Source organism: Serratia sp. Nf2 (assembly GCF_003028435.1).
In the GTDB taxonomy this organism is placed as follows: Bacteria; Pseudomonadota; Gammaproteobacteria; order Enterobacterales; family Enterobacteriaceae; genus Serratia; species Serratia marcescens_L.
The window spans coordinates 188,742-211,474 of the sequence record NZ_PYTW01000005.1 but is presented as its reverse complement, the minus strand read 5'-3'; the positions used below and the strand labels follow the sequence as shown (position 1 = coordinate 211,474).

Sequence of the window (22,733 nt, the reverse complement as noted above, 5' to 3'; positions counted from 1 at the left end):
ATGGAAATTTTCAATCTGGACAATCATCCCCACGTCGAACTGTGCGATCTGCTGAAGTTCCAGGGCTGGTGTGAAAGCGGCGGCGCCGCCAAAGAAGTCATCGCCGAAGGGCGGGTGAAAGTCGACGGCAAGGTCGAAACCCGCAAGCGCTGCAAGATCGTCGCCGATCAGGTAGTGGAGTTCAACGGCGGCAAGGTCGTGGTTAAACCCTAACCCCAGCCATAGAAAAAGGCGCTGAATTCAGCGCCTTTTTTGTTTTTCCCTGCGGCCGGATTACTTGCGGCGCCAGGTGGTGCCCTGCGGGCCGTCTTCCAGCACGATGTTCATCTCGTTCAACCGATCGCGAGCGGCATCCGCCAGCGCCCAATCCTTCGCGGCGCGCGCTTCGTTACGCTGTTTGATCAGCGCTTCGATCTCCGCCACTTCGCCGTCGTCAACCTGAACGCCCCCTTGCAGGAACTGCTCCGGCTCCTGCTGCAGCAGGCCGAGTACGTTCGCCAGCTTACGCAGTTCCGCCGCCATGCCGTTAGCCGTCGCCATGTCTTCACCCTTGAGGCGGTTAACCTCGCGCGCCAGATCGAACAGCGCCGAATAGGCTTCCGGGGTGTTGAAGTCGTCGTCCATCGCTTCGCGGAAGCGGGCTTCGAACGCTTCGCCGCCGGCCGGCGCGGCGCTGGCGTCGGTGCCGCGCAGCGCGGTATAGAGGCGCTCCAGCGCGGTGCGCGCCTGCTTGAGGTTCTCTTCGCTGTAGTTCAGCTGGCTGCGATAGTGGCCGGACATCAGGAAATAACGCACCGTCTCCGCATCATAATGGCCGAGCACGTCGCGAATGGTGAAGAAGTTATCCAGCGATTTGGACATCTTCTCTTTGTCGATCATCACCATGCCGGAGTGCATCCAGTAATTGACGTACGGACCGTCGTGGGCGCAGCTCGACTGCGCGATCTCGTTCTCGTGGTGCGGGAACATCAGATCGGAACCGCCGCCGTGGATATCGAAGTGGGTGCCCAGCTGTTTGCAGTTCATGGCGGAGCATTCGATGTGCCAGCCCGGACGGCCCGCCCCCCACGGCGACTGCCAGCTCGGCTCACCCGGCTTGGACATCTTCCACAGCACGAAGTCCATCGGGTTGCGCTTCACGTCGTCGATCTCTACGCGCGCGCCGGCCTGCAGCTGATCCAGATCCTGGCGCGACAGCAGCCCGTATTGCGGATCGCTGTCGATGGAGAACATCACGTCGCCGTTGCTGGCCACGTAGGCGTGATCGCGATCGATCAGGCGCTGGGTGATCTCGATGATCTCGGCGATATGCTGGGTCGCACGCGGCTCTTGATCCGGGCGATCGATCAGCAGCGCGTCGAAGTCGGCGTGCATTTCCGCCAGCATACGTTCGGTCAGCTGGTCGCAAGTCTCATGATTTTCCGCTGCACGGCGGATGATTTTGTCGTCCACGTCGGTGACGTTGCGCACGTAGTTCAGCGAATAGCCGAGGTAGCGCAGGTAACGCGCCACCACGTCGAAAGCGACAAAGGTACGACCGTGGCCGATGTGACACAGGTCATAGATGGTTACCCCGCACACGTACATGCCCACTTTCCCGGCATGAATGGGTTTGAATTCCTCTTTTTGACGACTCAGGGTATTAAAAATCTTTAGCATCGGGAGATTCCGTGGTGTGCGTGATAACAAAAAAGATAACCGGGCTTCAGGTTTTCCGCCCGGTAGCGTATTGAAACCTGAAGCCTGATCTATTGCAAGGTTAAGGCCATGCTTTGCTGACTTCACGCGAATAAAATGCACGAAATTCAGCGGCCGACGCAGTTGTTATAATATAACAACTGCACGATTACCACAGACAGTGCGCGGTTGAGCCGCTGCTGACTCGCTGGGGCGGATATGTTATAAGGGCGGTCTGAATGTTCACTCGCTTTACGTGACGTCTCACTTCACCTTGTTAGGATTAAAACTATGGTTACTTTCCACACCAATCACGGCGATATCGTTATCAAGACCTTTGCTGACAAAGCGCCGGTTACCGTTGAAAACTTCCTGAACTACTGCCGCGCCGGTTTCTACGACAACACCATCTTCCACCGTGTGATCAACGGCTTCATGATCCAGGGCGGCGGTTTCGAGCCGGGCATGAACCAGAAAGCGACCAATGCGACTATCAAGAACGAAGCCAACAACGGTCTGAAAAACACCATCGGCACCCTGGCAATGGCGCGTACCAACGATCCGCACTCCGCCACCGCACAGTTCTTCATCAACGTGGCTGACAACGACTTCCTCAACTTCCGCGGCGAAAACGTGCAGGGCTGGGGCTACTGCGTGTTCGCTGAAGTGGTTGAAGGCATGGACGTGGTCAACAAGATCAAAGGCGTGAAAACCGGCCGTAGCGGCATGCACCAGGACGTACCGGTAGAAGACGTGGTGATCAACAGCGTGACCGTCAGCGAGTAATCGCGGCTGCATGAGTACGCTGTTCATCGCAGATCTGCACTTGTGCGCACAGGAACCGGCAATCACTGCCGGTTTTCTGCGTTTTTTACGGCGCGAAGCGGTGCACGCCGACGCGCTGTACATCCTTGGCGACCTGTTTGAAGCCTGGATCGGCGACGACGATCCCGAGCCGCTGCACGCGGAGATCGCCGCGGCGCTGAAAGCGCTGCAACAGGCCGGCGTGCCCTGCTACTTCATCCACGGCAACCGCGATTTTCTGCTCGGCAAGCGCTTCGCTCGCGCCAGCGGCATGCAGCTGCTGCCGGAAGAAAAAGTGCTGGAGCTGTACGGCCGCAGGATCCTGATCCTGCACGGCGACACCCTGTGCACCGACGATCAAGCCTATCAGCAATTCCGCCGTAAAGTGCACAACCCGCTGATTCAAAAACTGTTCCTCGCGCTGCCGCTGCGCTGGCGACTGAAGATCGCCGCCAACATGCGCGCCCGCAGCCAGCAATCCAACCAGGGCAAGTCGGACGCCATCATGGACGTCAACCCGCAGGCAGTCGAACAGACGATGCTGCACCACGACGTGCACTGGATGATCCACGGCCATACCCATCGCCCAGCGGTGCACCGGCTGGCGTTGAGCAACGGCGAAGCCCATCGCGCGGTGCTGGGCGCCTGGCACGTCGAAGGATCGATGATCAAAGTCAGCGCCGATGCCGTCGAGCTGATCCAATTCCCATTCTGAGCCCCGGGCTGGCGCGCGAGTGAAAATTCGCGCTTTCGGCGCTGAAAACCGGCGACGCAACCGTTTTCCTCGTCGTGCGCTCATGGTATGCTCTACGCCCTCATTCGGCCCTCAGCCGACGCCAGAAAAATCACAGGAGCCTTACACCCATGGGAGCCAACGCCGCTTCAGCCGCCACTACCGGGGCGAAAATCGCAATTGTAATGGGATCGAAAAGTGACTGGGCCACCATGCAGTTCGCCGCCGAAGTCCTGACCCAGCTCGATGTCCCCTTCCATGTCGAAGTCGTTTCCGCTCACCGCACGCCGGACAAGCTGTTCAGCTTCGCCGAGCAGGCTACCGCCAACGGTTTTGACGTGATCATCGCCGGCGCCGGCGGTGCGGCGCACCTGCCGGGCATGCTGGCGGCTAAAACCCTGGTGCCGGTGCTGGGCGTGCCGGTGCAAAGCGCCGCGCTGAGCGGCGTAGACAGCCTGTACTCCATCGTCCAGATGCCGCGCGGCATTCCGGTGGGCACGCTGGCGATCGGCAAAGCCGGCGCCGCCAACGCCGGGCTGCTGGCGATGCAGATCCTGGCGCTGCACGACGCCGCGCTGGCGCAGCGTTTGGCGGACTGGCGTCGGGCGCAGACCGAAGACGTCTTGAACCACCCCGATCCGCGGGAGGACGCATGAAGCCGGTTTGCGTACTGGGCAACGGCCAACTGGGGCGCATGCTGCGCCAGGCCGGCGAACCGCTGGGCATCGCCGTTTACCCTGTCGGCATCGATGCCGAACCCGAGGCGGTGCCGTATCAGAACAGCGTCATTACCGCCGAGATCGAACGCTGGCCGGAAACCGCGCTGACGCGCGAGTTGGCGACCCACAGCGCCTTCGTCAACCGCGACATCTTTCCGCGTCTGGCGGATCGCCTGACGCAAAAACAGCTGCTCGACCAGCTCGGCCTGGCGACCGCGCCGTGGCAGCTGCTGGCGAGCGCCGCCGAATGGCCGCAGGTATTCGCTTCGCTGGGCGAGTTGGCGATCGTCAAACGCCGAGTCGGCGGCTATGACGGCCGCGGCCAATGGCGTTTGCGTCCGGGCCAGGAAGCCGAACTGCCGGCCGACGCCTATGGCGAGTGCATCGTCGAGCAAGGCATCAATTTCTCCGGCGAAGTATCGCTGGTGGGCGCACGCGGCCACGACGGCCGTTCGGTATTCTACCCGCTGACCCACAACCTGCATGAAGACGGCATCCTGCGCACCAGCGTGGCGCTGCCGCAGCCCAACGCGGCGCTGCAGCAACAGGCCGAGCAGATGCTGGCGGCGATCCTGAACGAGCTGAACTACGTCGGCGTAATGGCGATGGAGTGCTTTATCGTCGGCGATCGGCTTCTGATCAACGAACTGGCGCCGCGCGTGCACAACAGCGGCCACTGGACGCAAAACGGCGCGTCCATCAGCCAGTTCGAACTGCATCTGCGCGCCATCCTCGGCCTGCCGTTGCCGCAGCCGGTGGTGAGCACACCGTCGGTGATGGTCAACCTGATCGGCACCGCCGTCAACGAACAGTGGCTGTCGCTGCCGCTGGTGCATCTGCACTGGTATGAGAAAGAGGTGCGCCCGGGCCGCAAGGTCGGCCATCTCAATCTGAACGACCCGAGCGCCGCCGATCTGCGCCAGGCACTGCAGGCGCTGGCGCCGCTGCTGCCGGGCGAATACCAAAGCGGGCTGGCCTGGGCACAGCAGAAGCTGGCTTAACGGTTTACACCGCCGAAAAGAAGAAGGTTCAGCCCAGGCTGAACCTTTTTTATTGCCGCAAAGATCAACGTGAGCCGATGTTACGCAACGGTTTGCCGGCCATCAGATTGCGTTCAATGTGTTCCAGCGAAATATTTTTGGTTTCCGGGATTAGCGCCAGCGTGATGAAAACAAACAGCACGTTAAGCCCCGCGTAGACCCAAAAGGTGTGAGCGCTACCCAACGAATTCAGCATGGTCAGGAATGTCGCCCCCACGATCATATTGGCGATCCAGTTAGTGGCGGTGGAACAGGTGATGCCGAAATCGCGGCCTTTCAATGGCTGGATCTCTGAGCACAGCACCCAAATCAACGGGCCGGCGCTCATGGCAAAGCCGACGATAAACATCAGTAGCATGACGATGGCGAAATATTGCTCCGCCGCCGAGTTCATGCCGATGTTCATCATGGTTCCCAGCGCCCCCATGCCGACAGCCATCACGATAAACCCGAGGATCAGGGTGGGTTTGCGGCCCCAGCGATCGACCAGTCCAATAGCGATAAAGGTGGCCAGCACGTTGACCAAACCGACGATCACCGTGCCCCACATCTGCTGTTCCGTACTGGCGAAGCCCGCCAGACCGAAAATCTTCGGCGCGTAATACATGGTGACGTTCATCCCGGTGAACTGCTGCATCACCTGGAGAAGAATGCCAAGGAAAACCGCGCGGCGGAAATTTTTATTGCCTTTGAACAACGCCCAACCGCTTTGCTTCAGTTTGAGGCTTTCACGAATTTCATTCAGCTCATACTGCGCCTGGGCACTGCTGTCGCGCAGCTTCTCCAACACCTGACGCGCCTGCTCATGACGATTGCGCGAGGCCAACCACCGCGGGCTGTCAGGTAAAAAGAACACGCCGACCAACAACAGCCCCGCCGGGATGGTGATGACGCCCAACATCCAGCGCCAGGCACCGGTATAGCTGAACGCCGTATCAGACAGGTAAGCCGCCAAAATACCAATGGTGATCATCAATTGATACATCGAGATCATGCTGCCACGGATTTTTTCCGGCGCGATTTCAGAGAGATAAATCGGCGCAGTATAAGAAGCGATACCCACCGCCAATCCCAGCAGAATGCGTGAAACGATCAGGACCTCCACGTTGGGGGCGAACGCAGAACACAGCGATCCCGCCACGAACAGGATGGCGCCGATCATCAAACTGTATTTGCGCCCCAGCCGGAAGTTCATCCAACCGCTGCCGATGGCACCGACGGCGGCGCCAAACATCATTGAGCTGACCACCCACTCCTGCTGAGAGCTGGTGATCTGAAATGTGTCGGTAATAAACGGCAGAGCGCCGGCGATTACGCCGATATCCAGACCGAACAACAGGCCGGCCAACGCGGCTAAAAAACAGACGAAAAAAGTCATGCCGACATGGGTCGGGCTTTTCTCCACCGGTGTAACTTTGACGGTATCGCTCATACAGCCTCCAGGAGAAAACGGTCATCAGTGTGCGACATGATAGGAGGCAATGCGTCGGAGATAAGTGAGTGCGATCACATTAGTGAAAACGATTACACCCTATTAAAAATGGATGCGCTGTTTTTTAAGGCGACAAAGTCACTTGATTTATGCATAAAACTCTAAATTAATGCATAAAACAGGCGAGACTGACCCGATACCCGTTGCACCGATGATTAACGGCAGCCGTATCGACATGACATAAATGTAATCGATTTCACTCAGGGTGGGCATGAAGATGAATAGCGCCAGTAACGCGCGAAAAAACGGCAGGCCCGGCCACGCCTGGCGGCAACAGACCTGCGATAGCAAGATCAGCCCTCATAACTGCGGAACAGCGCCCGGCCGCGCAGCAGGCGCACGCCCAGCCAACCGCCGCACAGCGACAGCAGCAGCGCGCTGGTCAGCGGCAGCGCCCACCACAGCACCGGCGTCGGCGTCCACGGGAAGTCGAATACCCGGCTCTGCAGCAGCCACAGCGCCGCCTCGGCACCCACCGCCGCCGCGATGCCCGCCACCAGCCCCAGCAGGGCGAACTCGCACCACAGCGTGCGGCGCAGCAGCCGTTTGCCGGCCCCCAGCGTGCGGTACACCACCAGCTCCTGACGCCGCTGACGCATGCCGACCTGCACCTGCGCCAGCAACAGCAGGCCGCCGCACAGCACCACCAGCACCACCATCACTTCCAGCGCGCGGCTGACCTGCTGCAGCACGCCGCCGACCTGTTTCAGGATCGCGCCGATATCCAGCAGGCTGAGCGTCGGAAACTGGCGGTTGAGCTGGGTCAGCATCTGGCCGTCGCCGTCGTAGCGGAAGCTGGTGAGCCAGGTCTGCGGCTGGCCGTCCAGCGCGCCGGGCGGGAAGATAAAGTAAAAGTTCGGCTTCAGGCTTTCCCAATCCACCTGGCGCAGGCTGGTGACCTTCGCGCTAAACGCCTGGGTATCGCCGCTGAAGGTCAGCGTGTCGCCCAGCGTGATCTTCAGCCGCCCGGCAATGCCTTCATCCATCGAGACCTCGCCGCTTTTCGGCGGCCAACTGCCCGCCACCAGCGGATTGTGAGCCGGCAGATCGGCCAACCAGGTCAGGTTCAGCTCGCGGTTCACCGCCTCGCCGCCCGGATCGTCTTCATGCACCCGCTCGGTCGCCACCTGCTGGTTTATCTCGGTCAGACGCACTCGAACGATCGGATAATAGGTTTCCGGCTTGATCTGGTGCTGCTGCAGGAAGGTTTTCACCTGCGGCACCTGCGCCTCGGTCATGTTGAGCAGGAAATAGTTCGGGCTGTCCGGCGGCAGCTGTTGCTGCCAGCGTTCGAGCAGATCGCCGCGCAGCACCAACAGCAGCGCCAGCAGCATGAACGACAGCGAAAATGCCGCCAGCTGGCTGATGGTCACCCACGGCTGATGCAGCAGGCGGTTGACCGCCAGCCGCAGCGCCAGGCTCTTGAGCGTGATGCGTCGCAGCAACAGCAGGCTGCCCCAGCCGATGCCGCCCAGCAGCAGCGCCAGCACCGCCATACCGGCCAGGATCGCCCACAGCAGTGTGCTGGCCCCCATCAGCGTCACCAGCAGCGCCACCACGACCGCCGCCGTCACCGGCAGGAAGTAGCGCAGCGGCCAGACGTTGGCCACCACATCGCGGCGCAGCACCCGCAGCGGCTGGGTAGCCAGCAACTGACGGTACGGCCGCAGCCCGACCAGCAGTGAAATCAGCACCAGCGCGCCGAGCGCCCACAGCCACGGCCAGGCGCCGGCGGCGGGCAATGCGGCCGGCAACACCGGCTTCAGCAGGCGAATCAACAGCGCTTCGAACGCCAGCCCGATCCCCCCGCCACACACCGCCGCCAGCGCCATCACCGCCAGCCACTGGCCGACGATCAGCTTACGCAGCGCGCCGCGCCCGGCGCCGAGGGTTTTCAGCACCGCGATCAGATCGTAGCGGCTGCGGCAATAGTGGCTCATCGCCACCGCCACGGCGGCGATCGACAACAGCAGCGTCAGCAGGGCCGACAGCAGCAGGAACTGTTGGGATCGCTGCAGCGACTTGCCGAGCGCGCTGCCGGACTCCTGCAGCCCGAACCAGCGCTGATCCGGCGTCAACAGCGGCGTCAACCGTTCTTCGTAACGCTGAATATCCGGCTCGGCGCCGGCGAACATGTAGCGATAGGTCAAACGACTGCCCGGCTGCACCGCGCCGGTCTTATCGACGTCCGCCAGGTTGATCATGATGCGCGGCGCGGTCTGGAACGGGTTGAAGCCGGCGTCCGGCTCCTGAATGATTTCACCGGCGATGCGCAGCGTGGTGTCGCCCACCTCAAGCGAATCCCCCACTTTCACGTTCAGCAGCGCCAGCAAACGCGGCGCCACCAGCACGCTGCCCGGTTCGGGTTTGATGTTGGCCGGGCGCGTTTCCAGCTTGCCGTACAGCGGATAGGCCAGATCGGTGGCTTTCACGTCCGCCAGTTGCGGCCGATCGCCGGCATAGGTCATGGTGGTGAACGACAGCTGACGGCTCAGTTTCAGCCCCTGCTGCTGCGCGTCCAGCAGCCAGCCTTCCGGTACCGGATGCGCGCTGCGCAGCACCCGATCGCCGGCGATAAAGTCGCGGCTCTGCTGGCTGAGCCCTTTGTCCATGCGATCGCTGATGCTGCCCAGCGCCAGCACGCAAGCGACGGAGAGCGTCAGCGCCAGCCAAACGATCAGCAGCGACGGCGAGCGCCATTCGCGCCAGAACCAGCGCCAGATCATGCTTCCTCCCACAGCTTGCCTTCGCGCAGCCGCAGCCGCCGCTGGCAGCGCGCCGCCAGCGTTTCGTCATGGGTCACCAGGATCAGGGTGGTGTCAAAATCGCGGTTGAGGGAAAACAGCAGGTCAGCGATGCGATCGCCGGTCTGGCGATCGAGGTTGCCGGTCGGTTCATCGGCGAACAGCACCCGCGGCCGGCCGCTGAAGGCGCGCGCCAGCGCCACGCGCTGCTGCTCGCCGCCGGACAGCTGCGCCGGTAGGTGATCGAGCCGTTTCCCCAGCCCCAGCTGTTCCAGCAGTTGCACCGCCTGCTCGCGGCTCTGTCTGTCGCTCTCGCCGCGCAGCAGCGCCGGCAGCTGCAGGTTCTCCAGCGCGTTCAGCGTCGGCACCAGCATGAACGACTGAAACACGAAGCCGACGTTCTTGGCGCGCAGCGCGGCGCGCCCCTCTTCGTCCAGCGCGGTCAGCGACTCGCCGAGCAGGCGCACCTCGCCCTCGCTGCCGTCATCCAGCCCGGCCAAAATGCCCAGCAGGGTCGATTTCCCCGATCCGGATTCGCCGATCAGGGCGATCGTCTGCGCGGGTTTGACAAGCAGCTCGACTCCGGTAAGGATGGTGAGCTGATGCTCACCCTGACCAACGTGTTTACTAAGATGATGAACTTCAAGAACGTTTTCCGCTGGCATCTTCCCTTCCTTTTGCTGTTGGGATTATTCAGTTTACGCGCTGCCGCCGCCGATACCTTGTTGATTTTGGGCGACAGTTTAAGCGCCGGCTACCGCCTGCCGATCGAGCGGGCCTGGCCGACGCTGTTGGCCGAACAGTGGCAGAAAAAACCGGGCGCGCCGCAGCTGGTCAACGCCAGCATCAGCGGCGACACCGCCGCACAGGGGCTGGCGCGTCTGCCCGCGCTGTTGAAACAGCATCAGCCGCGCTGGGTGCTGATCGAGCTGGGCGCCAACGACGGCCTGCGCGGCTTCCCGGCGCAGGACATACAGCGCGAACTCGGCCAGATCATCACGCAGGTGCAGCAGGCCGGCGCACAGCCGCTGCTGATGCAGATCCGTATCCCGCCGAACTACGGCCGCCGCTATACCGAGGCGTTCAGCGCCGTCTACCCGGCGCTGGCCAAACAGTTCAACATTCCGCTGCTGCCGTTCTATATGGAACAGGTGGTGGTGAAGCCGGAATGGATGCAAGATGACGGATTGCACCCCAATGGGGACGCCCAGCCGTTTATCGCCACTTGGATGGCGGAGCGCCTGGAACCGCTAGTAAAACATGAGTCTAACTAAATTAGGGTCGTACACTAGGTAAAGTTATGCAAAAAGCGGTATTGATAACCGGCTGCTCCAGCGGGATTGGACTGATTGCGGCGCAGGATCTGCGCAACCGCGGCTACCGGGTGTTGGCCGCCTGCCGCAAGCCGGAGGACGTGGAAAACATGCGCCAGCTCGGGCTGGAAGGCATCGAGCTGGATCTGGACGACAGCGCCAGCGTCGAGCGCGCCGCCGCCGAGGTGATCGCGCTGACCGACGGTCGCCTGTACGGCCTGTTCAACAACGGCGGTTTCGGCGTTTACGGCCCGCTCAGCCGCATTTCGCGCAGCCAGCTGGAGCGGCAGTTCGCCACCAACCTGTTCGGCACCCACCAGCTGACCCAGCTGCTGTTGCCGGCAATGTTGCCGCACGGCGAAGGGCGCATTATCCAGACCAGTTCGGTGATGGGGCTGGTCTCTAGCGCCGGGCGCGGCGCCTACGCCGCCAGCAAGTTCGCGCTGGAGGCCTGGTCGGACGCGCTGCGCATGGAGCTGCACGGCAGCGGCATTCAGGTCAGCCTGATCGAACCGGGGCCGATTTCCACTCACTTTAGCCAGAACGTCAACCAGGCGCAGAGCGACAAGCCGGTGCACAACCCCGGCATCGCCAAACGCCTGACGCTGCCGCCGGAGGCCATTCTGCCCAAACTGCGCCACGCGCTGGAAAGCCCGCGCGCCAAACTGCGCTACCCGGTGACCCTGCTGGCGCACGCCATGAGCGTGCTGCGCCGTATTCTGCCGGGCCGCTGTCTGGATTGGCTGCTGCGCAGCAACGCTTAATTCGCCCGCCGGGGTTGAAGAATGGCGGCGCGCCCCCATCTACACCCCATGGCTCCGCACGATCAGAGAGAAAAAAGATGCTAGCTCAAGCTGTTGTTGATATTAACGAAACTAACCTGCACCAGACGCTGGAACAATCGATGTCCATTCCGGTGCTGTTCTACTTCTGGTCCGAGCGCAGCCAACACTGCCTGCAGCTCACGCCGGTGCTGGACAAGCTGGCGGCGGAATACGCCGGTCAGTTCATTCTGGCCAAGGTGGACTGCGACGCCGAACAAATGATCGCCTCCCAGTTCGGGCTGCGCTCCATTCCGACGGTCTACCTGTTCAAAGACGGCCAGCCGGTCGACGGCTTCCAGGGCCCGCAGCCGGAAGAAGCGATCCGCGACTTGCTGCAGCGTTTCCTGCCGAAGGAAGAAGATCTGAAACTGGCGCAGGCGCAGGAACTGCTGGCCGCCGGCAACGCCGCCGAAGCGCTGCCGCTGCTGAAAGACGCCTGGCAGAGCAGCCAACAGCGCAGCGACATCGGCCTGACCCTGGCCGAAACTCAGATCGCGCTCAGCCGCAGCGAAGACGCCGAAGCGGTGCTGGCGACCATCCCGCTGCAGGATCGCGATACCCGCTATCAGGGCCTGGTGGCGCAGATTGAACTGTTGAAGCAGGCGGCGGACACGCCGGAAATCCAACAGCTGCAACAGCAGGTGCAGCAGCAACCGGGCAACGTCGAGCTGGCAGTACAGCTGGCGCTGCAGCTGCATCAGGTCGGGCGTAACGAAGAAGCGCTGGAACTGCTGATGGGGCATCTGAAGAAAGATCTGGCCGCCGCCAACGGCAACGCGCGCAAGACCCTGATGGACATTCTGGCCGCGCTCGGCACCGGCGACGCGCTGGCCGCTAAATATCGCCGCCAGCTGTACTCGCTGCTGTACTGATATACCCTTCGTCTTTCCAGCCGCATCGTTGTTGGCTGCACGTTCGAACCCCAGTCTCTTAGTTATCTAAGCGCCTGGGGTTTCTCACGTTTGCCGCCTGGACGCAACTGGAAATCCATTGGGTATATGTGTTGTCCCAAAGTAAATATTGAAGGGTATCCCCTAAATAGTTCGAGTTGCATCAAGGCGGCAAGTTTGTCAGTCCCCGGGAACTTACTCAAGTAAGCGACCGGGGCGCGCAAACGCAGCCAGCACAGATGTAGCTTGAAATATGACGGGGATATCAACGATAGACCCGCACCCCGCCCTCCACGCCCGCCGGGCTGAACAACACCTGCCACAGCTGAATGTTGCGCGAACGGAACGCGCCGGCGCAGGCGTTCAGGTAGTAAGTGAACATGCGTTCGAAGCGCTCGGAATAGCCGCCCGCCAACTCTGGCCACGCCCGCTTGAAGTTCTCCAGCCAGGCCATCAGCGTGCGATCGTAATCGGCACCAAAGTTGTGCCAATCCTCCATCACGAAACGCCCTTCGCTGGCCTCGGCGATATGCCGCACAGAAGGCAGGCAGCCGTTGGGGAAGATGTATTTGTCTATCCAGGCGTCGACGTTGAGATCGGTCTGATTGGAACCGATGGTATGCAGCAGGAACAGGCCATCGGGCTTCAGGTTGCGCGCCGCGACGCTGAAATAGGTCTCGTAGTTTTTCGGCCCGACGTGCTCAAACATGCCGACCGACACGATGCGATCGAACTGGCGATCCAGATCGCGGTAATCCTGCAGCAAAATCTCGACGTTCAGCCCGGCGCAGCGTTCCTGCGCCAGCTTCTGCTGCTCGGCCGAAATGGTCACGCCGTGCACCGTGACGCCGTAGTTTTGCGCCGCAAACTGCGCCAACCCGCCCCAGCCGCAGCCGATATCCAGCAGCGTCATGCCCGGTTTCAGCTGCAGTTTTTCGCAGATCATCCGCAGCTTGGCCTGCTGTGCCTGCTCCAGCGTCTGCGCCTCTTTCCAATAGCCGCAGGAGTATTGCATGTAAGGGTCGAGCATCGCCCGGAACAGGTCGTTGCCGATGTCGTAGTGCTCTTTGCCCACCTGCCAGGCGCGCTTGCGCGATTGGCGGTTGAACAGCCGGGCATAGGCAACGCGCGCAATGTCGCTCAAGCTTTTCGGCAGCCGCTCATCGACGCCGGCCTGCAGAATGCGGGTGAACAGCATGTCCAGGCGTTCGCACTCCCACCAGCCGTCCATGTAGCCTTCGCCAAAACCGAGCGAGCCTTCCTGCAAAATGCGTTTGAACAGCGCCGGGTTGTGCACCCGGATATCCCAGGCGCGCGGGCCGTTGATGGCGACGCCGGCTTCCGCCAACATCTCCTCCACAATGCGATACCAGCGATCCTTCTTCTGGGCGAGTTCATCAACACTGAGCGAATCCATAACAATCCTTGGCCGAAATGTCATTTCAAAAAGCATAGTCGCAAATAAAAATGACAAATTTTTGACGGTAAATACCGGGGTGTTTTTACTCTAGCCAAGGCGAGCAACATCATGAAATGAATAAAAATTATTGAAATCATGCCATTTAGGCATACTTATCCGCGCCAGCGCGAGCGCGGATCAACCGACGGTGGCTAAGGTAAAATAGAGGTGCCGGCCTGGCCCGCCAGCACCGCGTCGATATCCTGCAGGCCACCGATATGGGCCGTCCGCCCGGTGCGATCGACGAAGCGGCTGACCGCCATGATCTTCGGCCCCATGGCGCCGTCCGCCACCGCCATCGGCGCCAGCTCCTGCGTGGTGGTGCGCCGAATGGCGCGCTGGCGCGGCGTGCCCCACTCCTGGTACACCGCGTCGGCATCGGTGAGGATCACCAGATGATCGGCCCCCACCTGCTCCGCCAACAGCGCCGCCGCCAGATCTTTGTCGATCACCGCTTCGCTGCCCATCAGCCCATGCTCGCCGGCGATCATCGGAATACCGCCGCCGCCGTTGCAGATCACGATGTGCCGCTGCGACAGCAGCAGCGTGATCGCCTCGATGTCGAGGATCTTCTGCGGTGCCGGCGAAGGCACCACCCGGCGGATGTAGTTGCCGTCCGCCTTCAGCGTCCAGCCGTATTTGGCCTCCAGCGCCTGCCGCTGTTCCGGCGCATACACCGGCCCGATGAACTTGCTCGGCGCCTGATAATCCGCATCCTGCGCATCCACCAGCACCCGCGTCAGCAGCGTGGACACCGGCTGCTGCGGATGGCTGGCGCTCAGCTGCTGCGCCAGCATATAGCCGATCATGCCCTGGCTTTCGGCCACCAGAATATCCAGCGGATAAGGCGGCACATCGCGGTACGCCAAGTTCTGCAACGCCAGCAGCCCCACCTGCGGCCCGTTGCCGTGTACGATGGCGATGCGGTATTTCTGCGCCAGTTTGCCGATGGCGTCGGCGATCAGGGCGATGCTCTTATACTGATTTTCCGCAGAGAGCACAGCTCCGCGCTGCAACAGGGCGTTGCCGCCCAACGCAATGACCAAGGTTTTCATGGCTTGCACCCGTAGTTGAAATCATACCGTCCCGGCCGGATCCGCGATCCGGCCCTCGTGTTCACACCGCGCGCCGCACAGTGCGTTAATCGTCGTCACCCCCAGCCACACGCCCAGTAGCGTGTCCGCTCCCGAGAAGTGCCCCAGACTCAGCACCGCCTTCACCGCCGCCGATACCTCTTCAGGCGCCCGCAGCCCCTGCGCCAACGTATGCAGCGGCGTGGCGAACACGCCCTGCTCGGCGTAACGCAGGTAATGCGCGCTCACCAGCGTGGTCAGCGCGTCCAGCGGTGGCGTCTGGGCGAAAAACGGCGCCAGCCCGGTAACCTGGATGCGGCTGTCGAGGTGGGCGCTCAGCAGCAGGCCGAGCAAGGTGTCGTCGTTGCTCGGCGTCAGCCCCGGCCCCTTGCCCAGCGCCTGGCGCCAGTCGACCGTGTCGCCCCGCAGCCAACGGGAAAAATCCCGCACCAGCGCGGCCGGCTCCGGCGTTAACGGCTGCCTCACCAATCGGCCCAGCTCGCCGTGCAACCCACACAGCGCCGTGCAGTGCTGCAATACCGCCGTCAGCGGCCGATCGGCAATGGCCGCACGCGGCGCCAGCGCCAGATCCCGGGCCGCCGCCGCAGGACGGACAAAGAGCGTATCCAGCAAGAGGCCAGAGGCGGAGAAAGCGCAGCGTCGTACGGACGGCACCGCACGCCGCACGCGATCGAAACCCCGCGCGCCGAGCTGCCACCCCATCGGGCTCAGGCCGCTGCCGGCGCGGTGCAGCGTCAGCAGCCGCGCGTTTTCCGTCAGGAAATTGATCGCGTTGTTGAAGCTGCCGACGCAGCGCAGCGCGCCGTAGTCCTGCGTCGCATGGCGGCTGCCTGCTAACGCGATAATGTCCATACGCGCCTCCGTTCGTTTACGCCGTGATGCCGAGCTTATCGGCCAGCGCTTCGATCGCTTTCTCAAAGCAGCCGAGCGGCGCGCGCACCGTGCCAGCGCCGATCTGTCCGACCCCGGCTTCGCGGTGGGCGATGCCGGTGTTGATCAGCGGCGTGATGCCGGTTTCCACCACCCGGCGAGCATCCAACCCCAGGCAGGCGCCCTGGAAGTCCCAGGTCGGGATCTGCAGCATCATGTTGCGTTCGAGGTAGATCTCCGCCATTTCCTCGGAGATGTCGGTGGCGGCGCTCATGCCGCCGGAAGCCCCGACGAAGCGCGTCACGCCTGGTGCCGCCACCATCGCCGCGCCGCCAATGCCGAAGGTTTCGGTGATCGCGCTGTCGCCGATGTCCGGGTTGGCGTCCGCCTGGCTGAAACCGGAGAAGAACAGCCCTTCCGGCGTATTGACGGGGGCGGTGAACCAACGATCGCCCATCCCGCTGATCTTGATGCCGAAGTTCTTGCCGTTGCGGGTCATTACCGTGACGATGGTGCCCTGCTCAATCTCCGCCCCGGCGTCCATAGCCGCCTTGCAGTAGGCCATCGCCAGATTGAGGAAGAACTGATCGGTGATGCTGAGGAACTGCATTACCTGCGCCAGCTCCGCCTTATCGCGCGGCAGCAGGCTAATCTCCGGCGCCAGCCTGCGCATCAGCAGCGCCGAGGCCGCGATATTGCGCTGGTGGAATTCGTCCCCCATGCTGATCGCCTGCGCCATCAAGGCGGTCAGATCGATCCCCTCCTCCAGCGTCGCCAACACCGCTTTCAACACCGGGGCCAGCGAATCGCGCATCCAGCGCAGGCGCTGCTGCACGTCCTCGCCGTAGGCGCCGAAGCGCATCACTTTGCCGATACCTTCGTTCATGTTGCAGTAGGCGTAGTTGCCGTGAACGGTGTTCCTGACTACCACCATCGGCATGTGGCCCGAGGTGATGCCACCCATCGGCCCCACCGCGCTCACGCTGTGGCACGGGATAAACTCGATTTCCCCCTGCTCCAGCAGCGCCAGCGCCTGCTGCTCATCCTGCGCCCAGCCTTCGAACAGGCAGGCGCCGATGCAGGCGCCGCGCACCGGGCCGCTCATCTCTTGCCAGGTGACCGGCGGGCCGGCGTGCAGCAGCTTGCGCCCTTCGGCCAGCTGCGGGATCAAGCGGTGCGCCAGATCCACATCCTGCCAGTGCGGGCGCGCCTCGCGGATACGGGCGATAACGGCGGCGTTTGCTTGCTCAATCGTTGCGTACATAGCGGTTCCTTACTTTAATTTTTTCAAGATGTTGGCTAATCGTTGATCGCCACCGGCCACCGGCGCCCACTGGTAATGCACCACCGGAATGTCGCTGGTTTGCAGGTCATCGGCGAAGCTGCGCAGCCCGGCATTGATCACCGCGACACCGTCCAGCAAGACCGGCCGTTCGCGTTCAGGTGCGGGTAAGACGGGGGTAATCAGCTGATGCGCCAGCGCGACCGCCGCCGGCAGCGACGGCATCACCGCGATGCCGGCTTCCTGCAGAGTGGCGATTTGCCGCGAGCGCTGCTGCGGATCCTGTTCGGTGCCGGTGACGGTGGCGATCGCCGCCAGCGGGTGGGCCGCGCCGCGCGCCGCACACACGTTGGCCACCTCGGCCGCCAGCGACGCCGCCGGATCGTCCTGAGCGCCGAAGCCGATCACCACGTCCAGCAGCAACACGCCGGTCTGCGGCTGCTGCGCCAGGCGGGCGATCTCTTGATTGCGGGCGGTCGGGTCAATCATCGGGTGCGGGCGCCCCTGGGTGTAGAAGTCATCGCCCATGTCGATGATGCGATGGCCGTTGGCCACCAGCATGGCGCCGCGCGGGTGCTCGCTATCCAGCGGCAGGGACAGTTTTTCCGCCAGTAGCATCGCGCATTCGGCCGCCAGCGTGCCGCCGGCGTACAGCCCGGCGATTTTGCCGCCGGGCACCGCAGGCTGCTGCGCCGCCTGTTGCTGCACACAGCCCTGCATCGCCGCCAGCCGCGCCGCTTCATCCAGCGTGGCGGCGAACGTGATATTGCCATCCTGGCGCACGGCGGACTGCGCGCCGAGGAACAGCGCCACCACCGGCTTGCCGAGCGCTTTCATCTCGTCGATCACCCGTTGGCGCACCTCGGGCGCCGGCGGCTTGGACACGAACGCCAGCACAAGACTCTGCGGATCCGCCGCCAGCATGCGCAGCGCGCTGATGGCGCTGATGCCGCCGATCTCCGCCGTCAAATCCCGCCCGCCGAGGCCAATGGCGTGCGAGATGCCCTGGCCTGCCAGGGTAATTTGCGAAATAAGCTCCTGAATGCCGGTGCCGGAGGCGCCCACCACGCCGATAGATCCGGCGGGCGCCACGTTGGCGAACGCCAGCGGCGCGCCGGCGATGCAGGCGGTGCCGCAGTCCGGCCCCATCACGATCAGCCCGCGTTCGCGCGCCTTGGTTTTCAGCGCCACTTCCTGCGCCGGGCTGACGTTATCGGAGAACATCATCACGTTGCAGCCGTCTTCCAGCGCGCTATCCGCCAGCTCCGCCGCGTATTCGCCGGCGATCGAGATCAGCGCCAGATTGGCGGCGGGCAGCTTTTGCCTGGCGGTGCGCCAGCTGCGCGCCCGCAGCAGTTTTTTGCCGCCCTGGCTCCCCTGCGCAATCGCCTTGAGCGCCATCTCCAACGCCGCGCCGATCTCCTCGGCGATCGTCTCGTCGGCGGACTCCGCTTTGATCGCCACGCAAATATCGTTCGGCGTCGCTTCGCTAAACTGCGGGTGCCAGAAACCGGTCACCTCCAATAAAGATTTATTGGCCGGTGTCCCCATCATGACGGATATTTCCTCGACCTTGGGAGATTCACTGAGTTTGCGGGAGATCAACATCAGGCTGACGGAATCCTGAAAGCTCCCCTTTTTAATAAAAGCATGGATCATGGTGATATCCTTAAGACAGCATTTAATAATATCGGCAATATTTCCCGTACCGGCGGCACGGCGATGCATTGAATCCAGCGAAAAGGTTAATGATCAAGCTACAAATTAAAACCACACCCTGAGGTGAGTATGGTCACACTTTATTCATTGTTAGAAAAAATAACTTAATCGCCTGAATATTAGTTAATCCAGACGGGAAAAAGCATTTATAAAAAAACTTCTAACAATGGCGATTTAATTCAACGAATTTTTAATCCAATCGGATAAAACGCATCTGGATCACATTATTCCCCCCCGGTATTTATACATTACAACGCAGAGGCGAATTAAATAAACCGTAGTGATAAAAGGACTGTATATGAAGGTCTCTAAACAACAATTACATCAGCTTATCCAGCAAAAAATTCACGCCGCCGGCCTGAGCCAGGAACACGCCGGCATCGTCGCCGACGTGCTGGTTCATGCCGATGCGCGCGGCATTCATTCTCACGGCGCGGTCAGGGTCGAATACTATTCCGAACGCATCAGCAAAGGCGGCACCAACAATCACCCGCATTTCACCTTTGAAAAAACCGGCCCCTGCAGCGCCATTTTCGACGGCGACAACGGCGCCGGGCACGTGGCGGCCAAGCTGAGCATGGATCGCGCCATCGAGATGGCGAAAGAGAACGGCGTGGCGGTGGTGGGCGTGCGCCGCATCGGCCACAGCGGGGCGCTGTCGTACTTCGTGCAGCAGGCGGCGCGCGCCGGCATGGTCGGCATTTCGCTGTGCCAGTCCGATCCGATGGTGGTGCCGTACGGCGGCGCCGAGGTCTACTACGGCACCAACCCCATCGCCTTCTCCGCACCGGGCGAAGGCGACGAGCTGATCACCTTCGATATGGCCACCACCGTGCAGGCCTGGGGCAAAGTGCTGGACGCGCGCTCGCGCAACGCCGCCATCCCCGATACCTGGGCAGTGGACGCCGAGGGCAAGCACACCACCGATCCGTTCGCCGTCAGCGGGCTGCTGCCGATCGCCGGGCCGAAAGGCTACGGCCTGATGATGATGGTCGACGTGCTGTCGGGCATTTTGCTCGGCCTGCCGTTCGGCAAACACGTCAGCTCGATGTATCACGATCTCAGCGCCGGCCGGGAATTGGGCCAATTGCATATCGTGCTGAACCCGGGTTATTTCACCAACGAATCCGCATTCCGTAAAAATATCAGCCAGGTCATGAAAGAATTGAATGCCGTTAAGCCAGCGCCGGGCGTCAGCAAAGTGCTTTATCCAGGGCAGAATAGCCATGCGCGTGAAATGGAAAGCGAGAAAAACGGCATCGAAATCGTCGACGATATTTATCAGTACTTAATTTCAAATGCTATTTACCAGCGTTCTTACGACCATAAAGATCCCTTCGCCAGTTAACGCACTCTTATTATCGTGGGCTTTTTGCGCCGCGGCTCGCGGTTGATATGTCAGAGCCGGGGAGAAAAAAGAAAACCTTCATCAGCGCGCTCAGCGCAATAGGCTGGCCGGTGGCGTATATCCCCGCCCTGGCCGCATCGCCGCTGAGACACAACATGCGGGCAGGTAAACATGAAAGACTTCCAACAAGAAATCCGTGATATTTCCGGCTGGTTATCGAAAATCGGCGCCGACCCCAGCGGCGGCATGACGCGTCTGCTTTATACCCCGGAATGGATCGAAGCGCAGCACGCGTTGAAAAACGCCTTCGAGGCCGCCGGGCTGAGCACCCATTTTGATGCGGTCGGCAACCTGTTCGGCCGACTGGAGGGCAGCAAATACCCCGACCAGGTGATTCTCTCCGGTTCACACATCGACACGGTGGTCAACGGCGGCAACCTCGACGGCCAGTTCGGTATCGAAGCTGCCTTCATGGCGATCAAATACCTTAAAGACACCTACGGTCCGCCGCTACGCAGCCTGGAAGTCATCGCGCTGGCGGAAGAAGAAGGCAGCCGCTTCCCTTATGTGTTCTGGGGCAGCAAGAACATCGTCGGCCTGGCCCGGCGGGAAGACGTGCAGCACATTACGGACGCCAAGGGCGTCGGCTTCGTCAACGCCATGCGCGACGCCGGTTTCGATTTCCCCCCGCCGCATCAGCCGCTGCGCAGCGACATCGCGGCCTTCGTCGAGATCCATATCGAACAGGGCAAGGTGCTGGAAACCGAAGGCAAAACCATCGGCGTGGTGACCAGCATCGTCGGCCAACGGCGTTATGACGTGCGGCTGCAGGGCGAAGCCAACCACGCCGGCACCACCCCGATGAGCTATCGCCGGGATACCGTGCACGCCTTCAGCCGCATCTGCTGCGAATCGATCGCCAAGGCGCGCGCCGAGGGCGATCCGCTGGTGCTGACCTTCGGCAAGGTGGAGCCGAAGCCGAACACCGTCAACGTGGTGCCGGGCTTCACCCACTTCACCCTCGACTGCCGCCACACCGATCAGGCCGCGCTGCTGCGCTTCACGCAGGAGATCGAGCAGGATATCCAGCGCATCTGCGCCGAGATGGGCATCGAGGCCGAGATCGATCTGTGGATGGACGAAGCGCCGATCCCGATGAACGAACAGCTGGTGGCCTGCGTCAGCCGCCTGTGCGAAACGCAGCGGCTGAATTACCGCATGATGCACAGCGGCGCCGGGCACGACTCGCAAATCTTCGCCCCGCGCGTGCCGACGGTGATGATGTTCGTGCCGAGCATCGCCGGCATCAGCCATAATCCGGCGGAAAAAACCACCGTCGCCGATCTGAACGAAGGGGTGAAAATCCTGGCGCAGACGCTGTATCAGCTGGCCTACACCGAACAGGGGGCCGAGGCATGAGCAACGACATCGACCCGCGCTACTGGAAAAAGATCGTCGTCGTGCTCTGTCTGGGCTGGGCGGTGATCTGGATCTATCGCACCGTCCTGACGCCGATCTTCCCCGAGATCCAACAAACCATCGGCGCGCACTCCAATGCGGAAATGGGGCTGATCGCCAGCTTCTACTTCTTCGCCTACACCGGGATGCAGATCCCGGCGGGCATCCTGGTGGACAAATTCGGCAAGAAGGTGGTGCTGATCCCGGGCTTCTGCCTGTTCATCATCGCCACGCTGCTGATCGGCAACGCCACCAGCCTGACCATGGTCTATGCCGGTAGCCTGCTGGCGGGCATGGGCTGCGGCTCGTATTACGGCTCGGCCTACTCCCTGTCGTCGGAGAATATCCCGCTGGAACGCCGAGGCCTGGCGACCGCGGTGATCAACAGCGGCTCGGCGCTCGGCATGGCCATCGGCCTGATCGCCTCCAGCCTGCTGGTGAAAAGCTTCAACATGAACTGGCAGATCATGCTGTTCATCATCACCGGCCTGCTGGTGGTGATGACGCTAGTGTTCGCCGTGGTCATCAAAGGCTCGCAGCCTCAAGCCCCGGCGGCCGTCAGCCAGGCCGTTGCGCCGACGGCTGCCGAGCCCGAAGAGGACGGCCAAGCCAGCGGCCTGTTCAGCCTGCGTATGATCTCCGCCTACGCGATGTACTTCGCCACCTGCTACGGCTACTACATGATAGTCACCTGGCTACCCTCGTTCCTGCAGCAGGAGCGCGGCTTTGAAGGGGTGGCCATCGGCTTCTCCTCCGCCCTGGTGGCGTTCGCCTCGGTGCCGGGCGCGCTGTTCTTCAGCCGCATGTCCGACCGTTTCCGCAACAAGAAAGTGCAACTGATCATTTTCCTCGAGCTGTGCGCGGCGGTGATGCTGGTTTGCACCGTCATTTCGCCGGACTCCACCATGCTGCTGATCAGCCTGATCCTGTACGGGTTGCTGGGTAAACTGGCGGTCGATCCGATCATGATCTCCTTCGTCGCCGACAACGCGCCGAAGAAAGGCTATGGCACCAGCTTCGGCGTGTTCAACTTCTTCGGCATGTCCTCGTCGGTGATCGCCCCCTTCCTCACCGGCGTGATCTCCGACAGTACCGGCTCCAAGGTGATGGGCTTTTACATCTCCGCCGCCATCCTGCTGGTGGGCACCGCCATTTTCTTCACCGTCAACGTCTTGATGAAACGCACTACGGCAGCCCGAACGGCCACCGAGGCCTGACGGCGCTTTTTTACCGGGCGCCGCCGCGGCGCCCTTTCAACGATCAGGAG

20 protein-coding genes are annotated in these 22,733 nt (G+C 61.9%); 11 read left to right on the top strand and 9 right to left on the bottom strand.

Annotated elements, in window-relative coordinates:
* Nucleotides 1–213, top strand: coding sequence for a ribosome-associated protein YbcJ (ybcJ, locus tag C9411_RS13265; protein WP_107227217.1), 213 nt, complete (start codon nucleotides 1–3; stop codon nucleotides 211–213).
* Between the two features lie 60 nt (nucleotides 214–273).
* On the opposite strand, the gene cysS is transcribed toward ybcJ, so the two are convergent.
* Complete coding sequence (gene cysS / locus C9411_RS13260) at nucleotides 274–1,659, bottom strand: cysteine--tRNA ligase (protein WP_107227216.1); 1,386 nt, start codon at nucleotides 1,657–1,659, stop codon at nucleotides 274–276.
* A gap of 309 nt (nucleotides 1,660–1,968) precedes the next feature.
* Here cysS and ppiB point away from each other — a divergent pair, with 309 nt between their 5' ends.
* The 4 genes from ppiB (at nucleotide 1,969) to purK (ending at nucleotide 4,934) form a co-directional block, all read left to right on the top strand.
* Nucleotides 1,969–2,463: a peptidylprolyl isomerase B gene (gene ppiB, locus C9411_RS13255; protein WP_004940183.1), complete on the top strand. Its 495-nt coding sequence runs from the start codon at nucleotides 1,969–1,971 to the stop codon at nucleotides 2,461–2,463.
* Nucleotides 2,464–2,473: 10 nt separating this feature from the next.
* A complete protein-coding gene (locus C9411_RS13250; RefSeq protein WP_063991023.1) occupies nucleotides 2,474–3,196 on the top strand; it encodes a UDP-2,3-diacylglucosamine diphosphatase in 723 nt (240 codons plus the stop codon).
* A 149-nt stretch (nucleotides 3,197–3,345) separates the two neighbouring features.
* A complete protein-coding gene (purE, locus tag C9411_RS13245) occupies nucleotides 3,346–3,870 on the top strand; it encodes a 5-(carboxyamino)imidazole ribonucleotide mutase (protein WP_039566960.1) in 525 nt (174 codons plus the stop codon).
* On the top strand, nucleotides 3,867–4,934 hold the full coding sequence (gene purK, locus C9411_RS13240; protein WP_063991022.1) for a 5-(carboxyamino)imidazole ribonucleotide synthase: 1,068 nt from the start codon (nucleotides 3,867–3,869) through the stop codon (nucleotides 4,932–4,934). The genes purE and purK overlap by 4 nt, the downstream gene beginning before the upstream one ends.
* Before the next feature lie 64 nt (nucleotides 4,935–4,998).
* On the opposite strand, the gene C9411_RS13235 is transcribed toward purK, so the two are convergent.
* From C9411_RS13235 to ybbA, 3 genes are all read right to left on the bottom strand, one after another.
* Complete coding sequence (locus tag C9411_RS13235; protein WP_107227215.1) at nucleotides 4,999–6,405, bottom strand: sugar porter family MFS transporter; 1,407 nt, start codon at nucleotides 6,403–6,405, stop codon at nucleotides 4,999–5,001.
* A 353-nt stretch (nucleotides 6,406–6,758) separates the two neighbouring features.
* Nucleotides 6,759–9,191 (bottom strand): putative ABC transporter permease subunit YbbP, encoded by a 2,433-nt coding sequence (gene ybbP, locus C9411_RS13230; RefSeq protein ID WP_107227214.1) that lies wholly within the window; start codon nucleotides 9,189–9,191, stop codon nucleotides 6,759–6,761.
* Nucleotides 9,188–9,874, bottom strand: coding sequence for a putative ABC transporter ATP-binding protein YbbA (gene ybbA / locus C9411_RS13225; protein ID WP_107227213.1), 687 nt, complete (start codon nucleotides 9,872–9,874; stop codon nucleotides 9,188–9,190). Before ybbA ends, ybbP begins: the two co-directional genes overlap by 4 nt.
* Between ybbA and tesA the strand changes: the two genes are divergently transcribed.
* The 3 genes from tesA (at nucleotide 9,845) to C9411_RS13210 (ending at nucleotide 12,218) form a co-directional block, all read left to right on the top strand.
* Complete coding sequence (tesA, locus tag C9411_RS13220; RefSeq protein WP_199200131.1) at nucleotides 9,845–10,483, top strand: multifunctional acyl-CoA thioesterase I/protease I/lysophospholipase L1; 639 nt, start codon at nucleotides 9,845–9,847, stop codon at nucleotides 10,481–10,483. The two genes, ybbA and tesA, sit on opposite strands and share 30 nt — an antisense overlap.
* 26 nt (nucleotides 10,484–10,509) lie before the next feature.
* Complete coding sequence (locus tag C9411_RS13215; RefSeq protein ID WP_107227211.1) at nucleotides 10,510–11,286, top strand: SDR family oxidoreductase; 777 nt, start codon at nucleotides 10,510–10,512, stop codon at nucleotides 11,284–11,286.
* Nucleotides 11,287–11,363: 77 nt separating this feature from the next.
* Nucleotides 11,364–12,218, top strand: a complete 855-nt coding sequence (locus C9411_RS13210) for a co-chaperone YbbN (RefSeq protein ID WP_033647233.1) — start codon at nucleotides 11,364–11,366, stop codon at nucleotides 12,216–12,218.
* 283 nt (nucleotides 12,219–12,501) lie between these two features.
* On the opposite strand, the gene cfa is transcribed toward C9411_RS13210, so the two are convergent.
* The 5 genes from cfa to C9411_RS13185 form a co-directional block, all read right to left on the bottom strand.
* A complete protein-coding gene (cfa, locus tag C9411_RS13205; protein WP_107227210.1) occupies nucleotides 12,502–13,653 on the bottom strand; it encodes a cyclopropane fatty acyl phospholipid synthase in 1,152 nt (383 codons plus the stop codon).
* 194 nt (nucleotides 13,654–13,847) lie between these two features.
* Nucleotides 13,848–14,750: a carbamate kinase gene (locus tag C9411_RS13200; RefSeq protein ID WP_107227209.1), complete on the bottom strand. Its 903-nt coding sequence runs from the start codon at nucleotides 14,748–14,750 to the stop codon at nucleotides 13,848–13,850.
* Between the two features lie 21 nt (nucleotides 14,751–14,771).
* Nucleotides 14,772–15,641, bottom strand: coding sequence for a DUF2877 domain-containing protein (locus tag C9411_RS13195; RefSeq protein ID WP_107227208.1), 870 nt, complete (start codon nucleotides 15,639–15,641; stop codon nucleotides 14,772–14,774).
* 16 nt (nucleotides 15,642–15,657) lie between these two features.
* Nucleotides 15,658–16,923 (bottom strand): DUF1116 domain-containing protein, encoded by a 1,266-nt coding sequence (locus C9411_RS13190; protein ID WP_107227207.1) that lies wholly within the window; start codon nucleotides 16,921–16,923, stop codon nucleotides 15,658–15,660.
* Between the two features lie 9 nt (nucleotides 16,924–16,932).
* A complete protein-coding gene (locus tag C9411_RS13185) occupies nucleotides 16,933–18,600 on the bottom strand; it encodes an acyl-CoA synthetase FdrA (RefSeq protein ID WP_107227206.1) in 1,668 nt (555 codons plus the stop codon).
* Nucleotides 18,601–18,958: 358 nt separating this feature from the next.
* On the opposite strand from C9411_RS13185, the gene allD reads away from it, so the two are divergent.
* From allD to C9411_RS13170, 3 genes are all read left to right on the top strand, one after another.
* Entirely contained in the window at nucleotides 18,959–20,008 is a 1,050-nt protein-coding gene (gene allD / locus C9411_RS13180) for an ureidoglycolate dehydrogenase (RefSeq protein ID WP_015376901.1), read from the top strand.
* A gap of 171 nt (nucleotides 20,009–20,179) precedes the next feature.
* Entirely contained in the window at nucleotides 20,180–21,427 is a 1,248-nt protein-coding gene (gene allC, locus C9411_RS13175) for an allantoate deiminase (RefSeq protein WP_107227205.1), read from the top strand.
* A complete protein-coding gene (locus C9411_RS13170) occupies nucleotides 21,424–22,683 on the top strand; it encodes an MFS transporter (RefSeq protein WP_107227204.1) in 1,260 nt (419 codons plus the stop codon). The genes allC and C9411_RS13170 overlap by 4 nt, the downstream gene beginning before the upstream one ends.
* The last annotated feature ends 50 nt before the right edge of the window (nucleotides 22,684–22,733 follow it).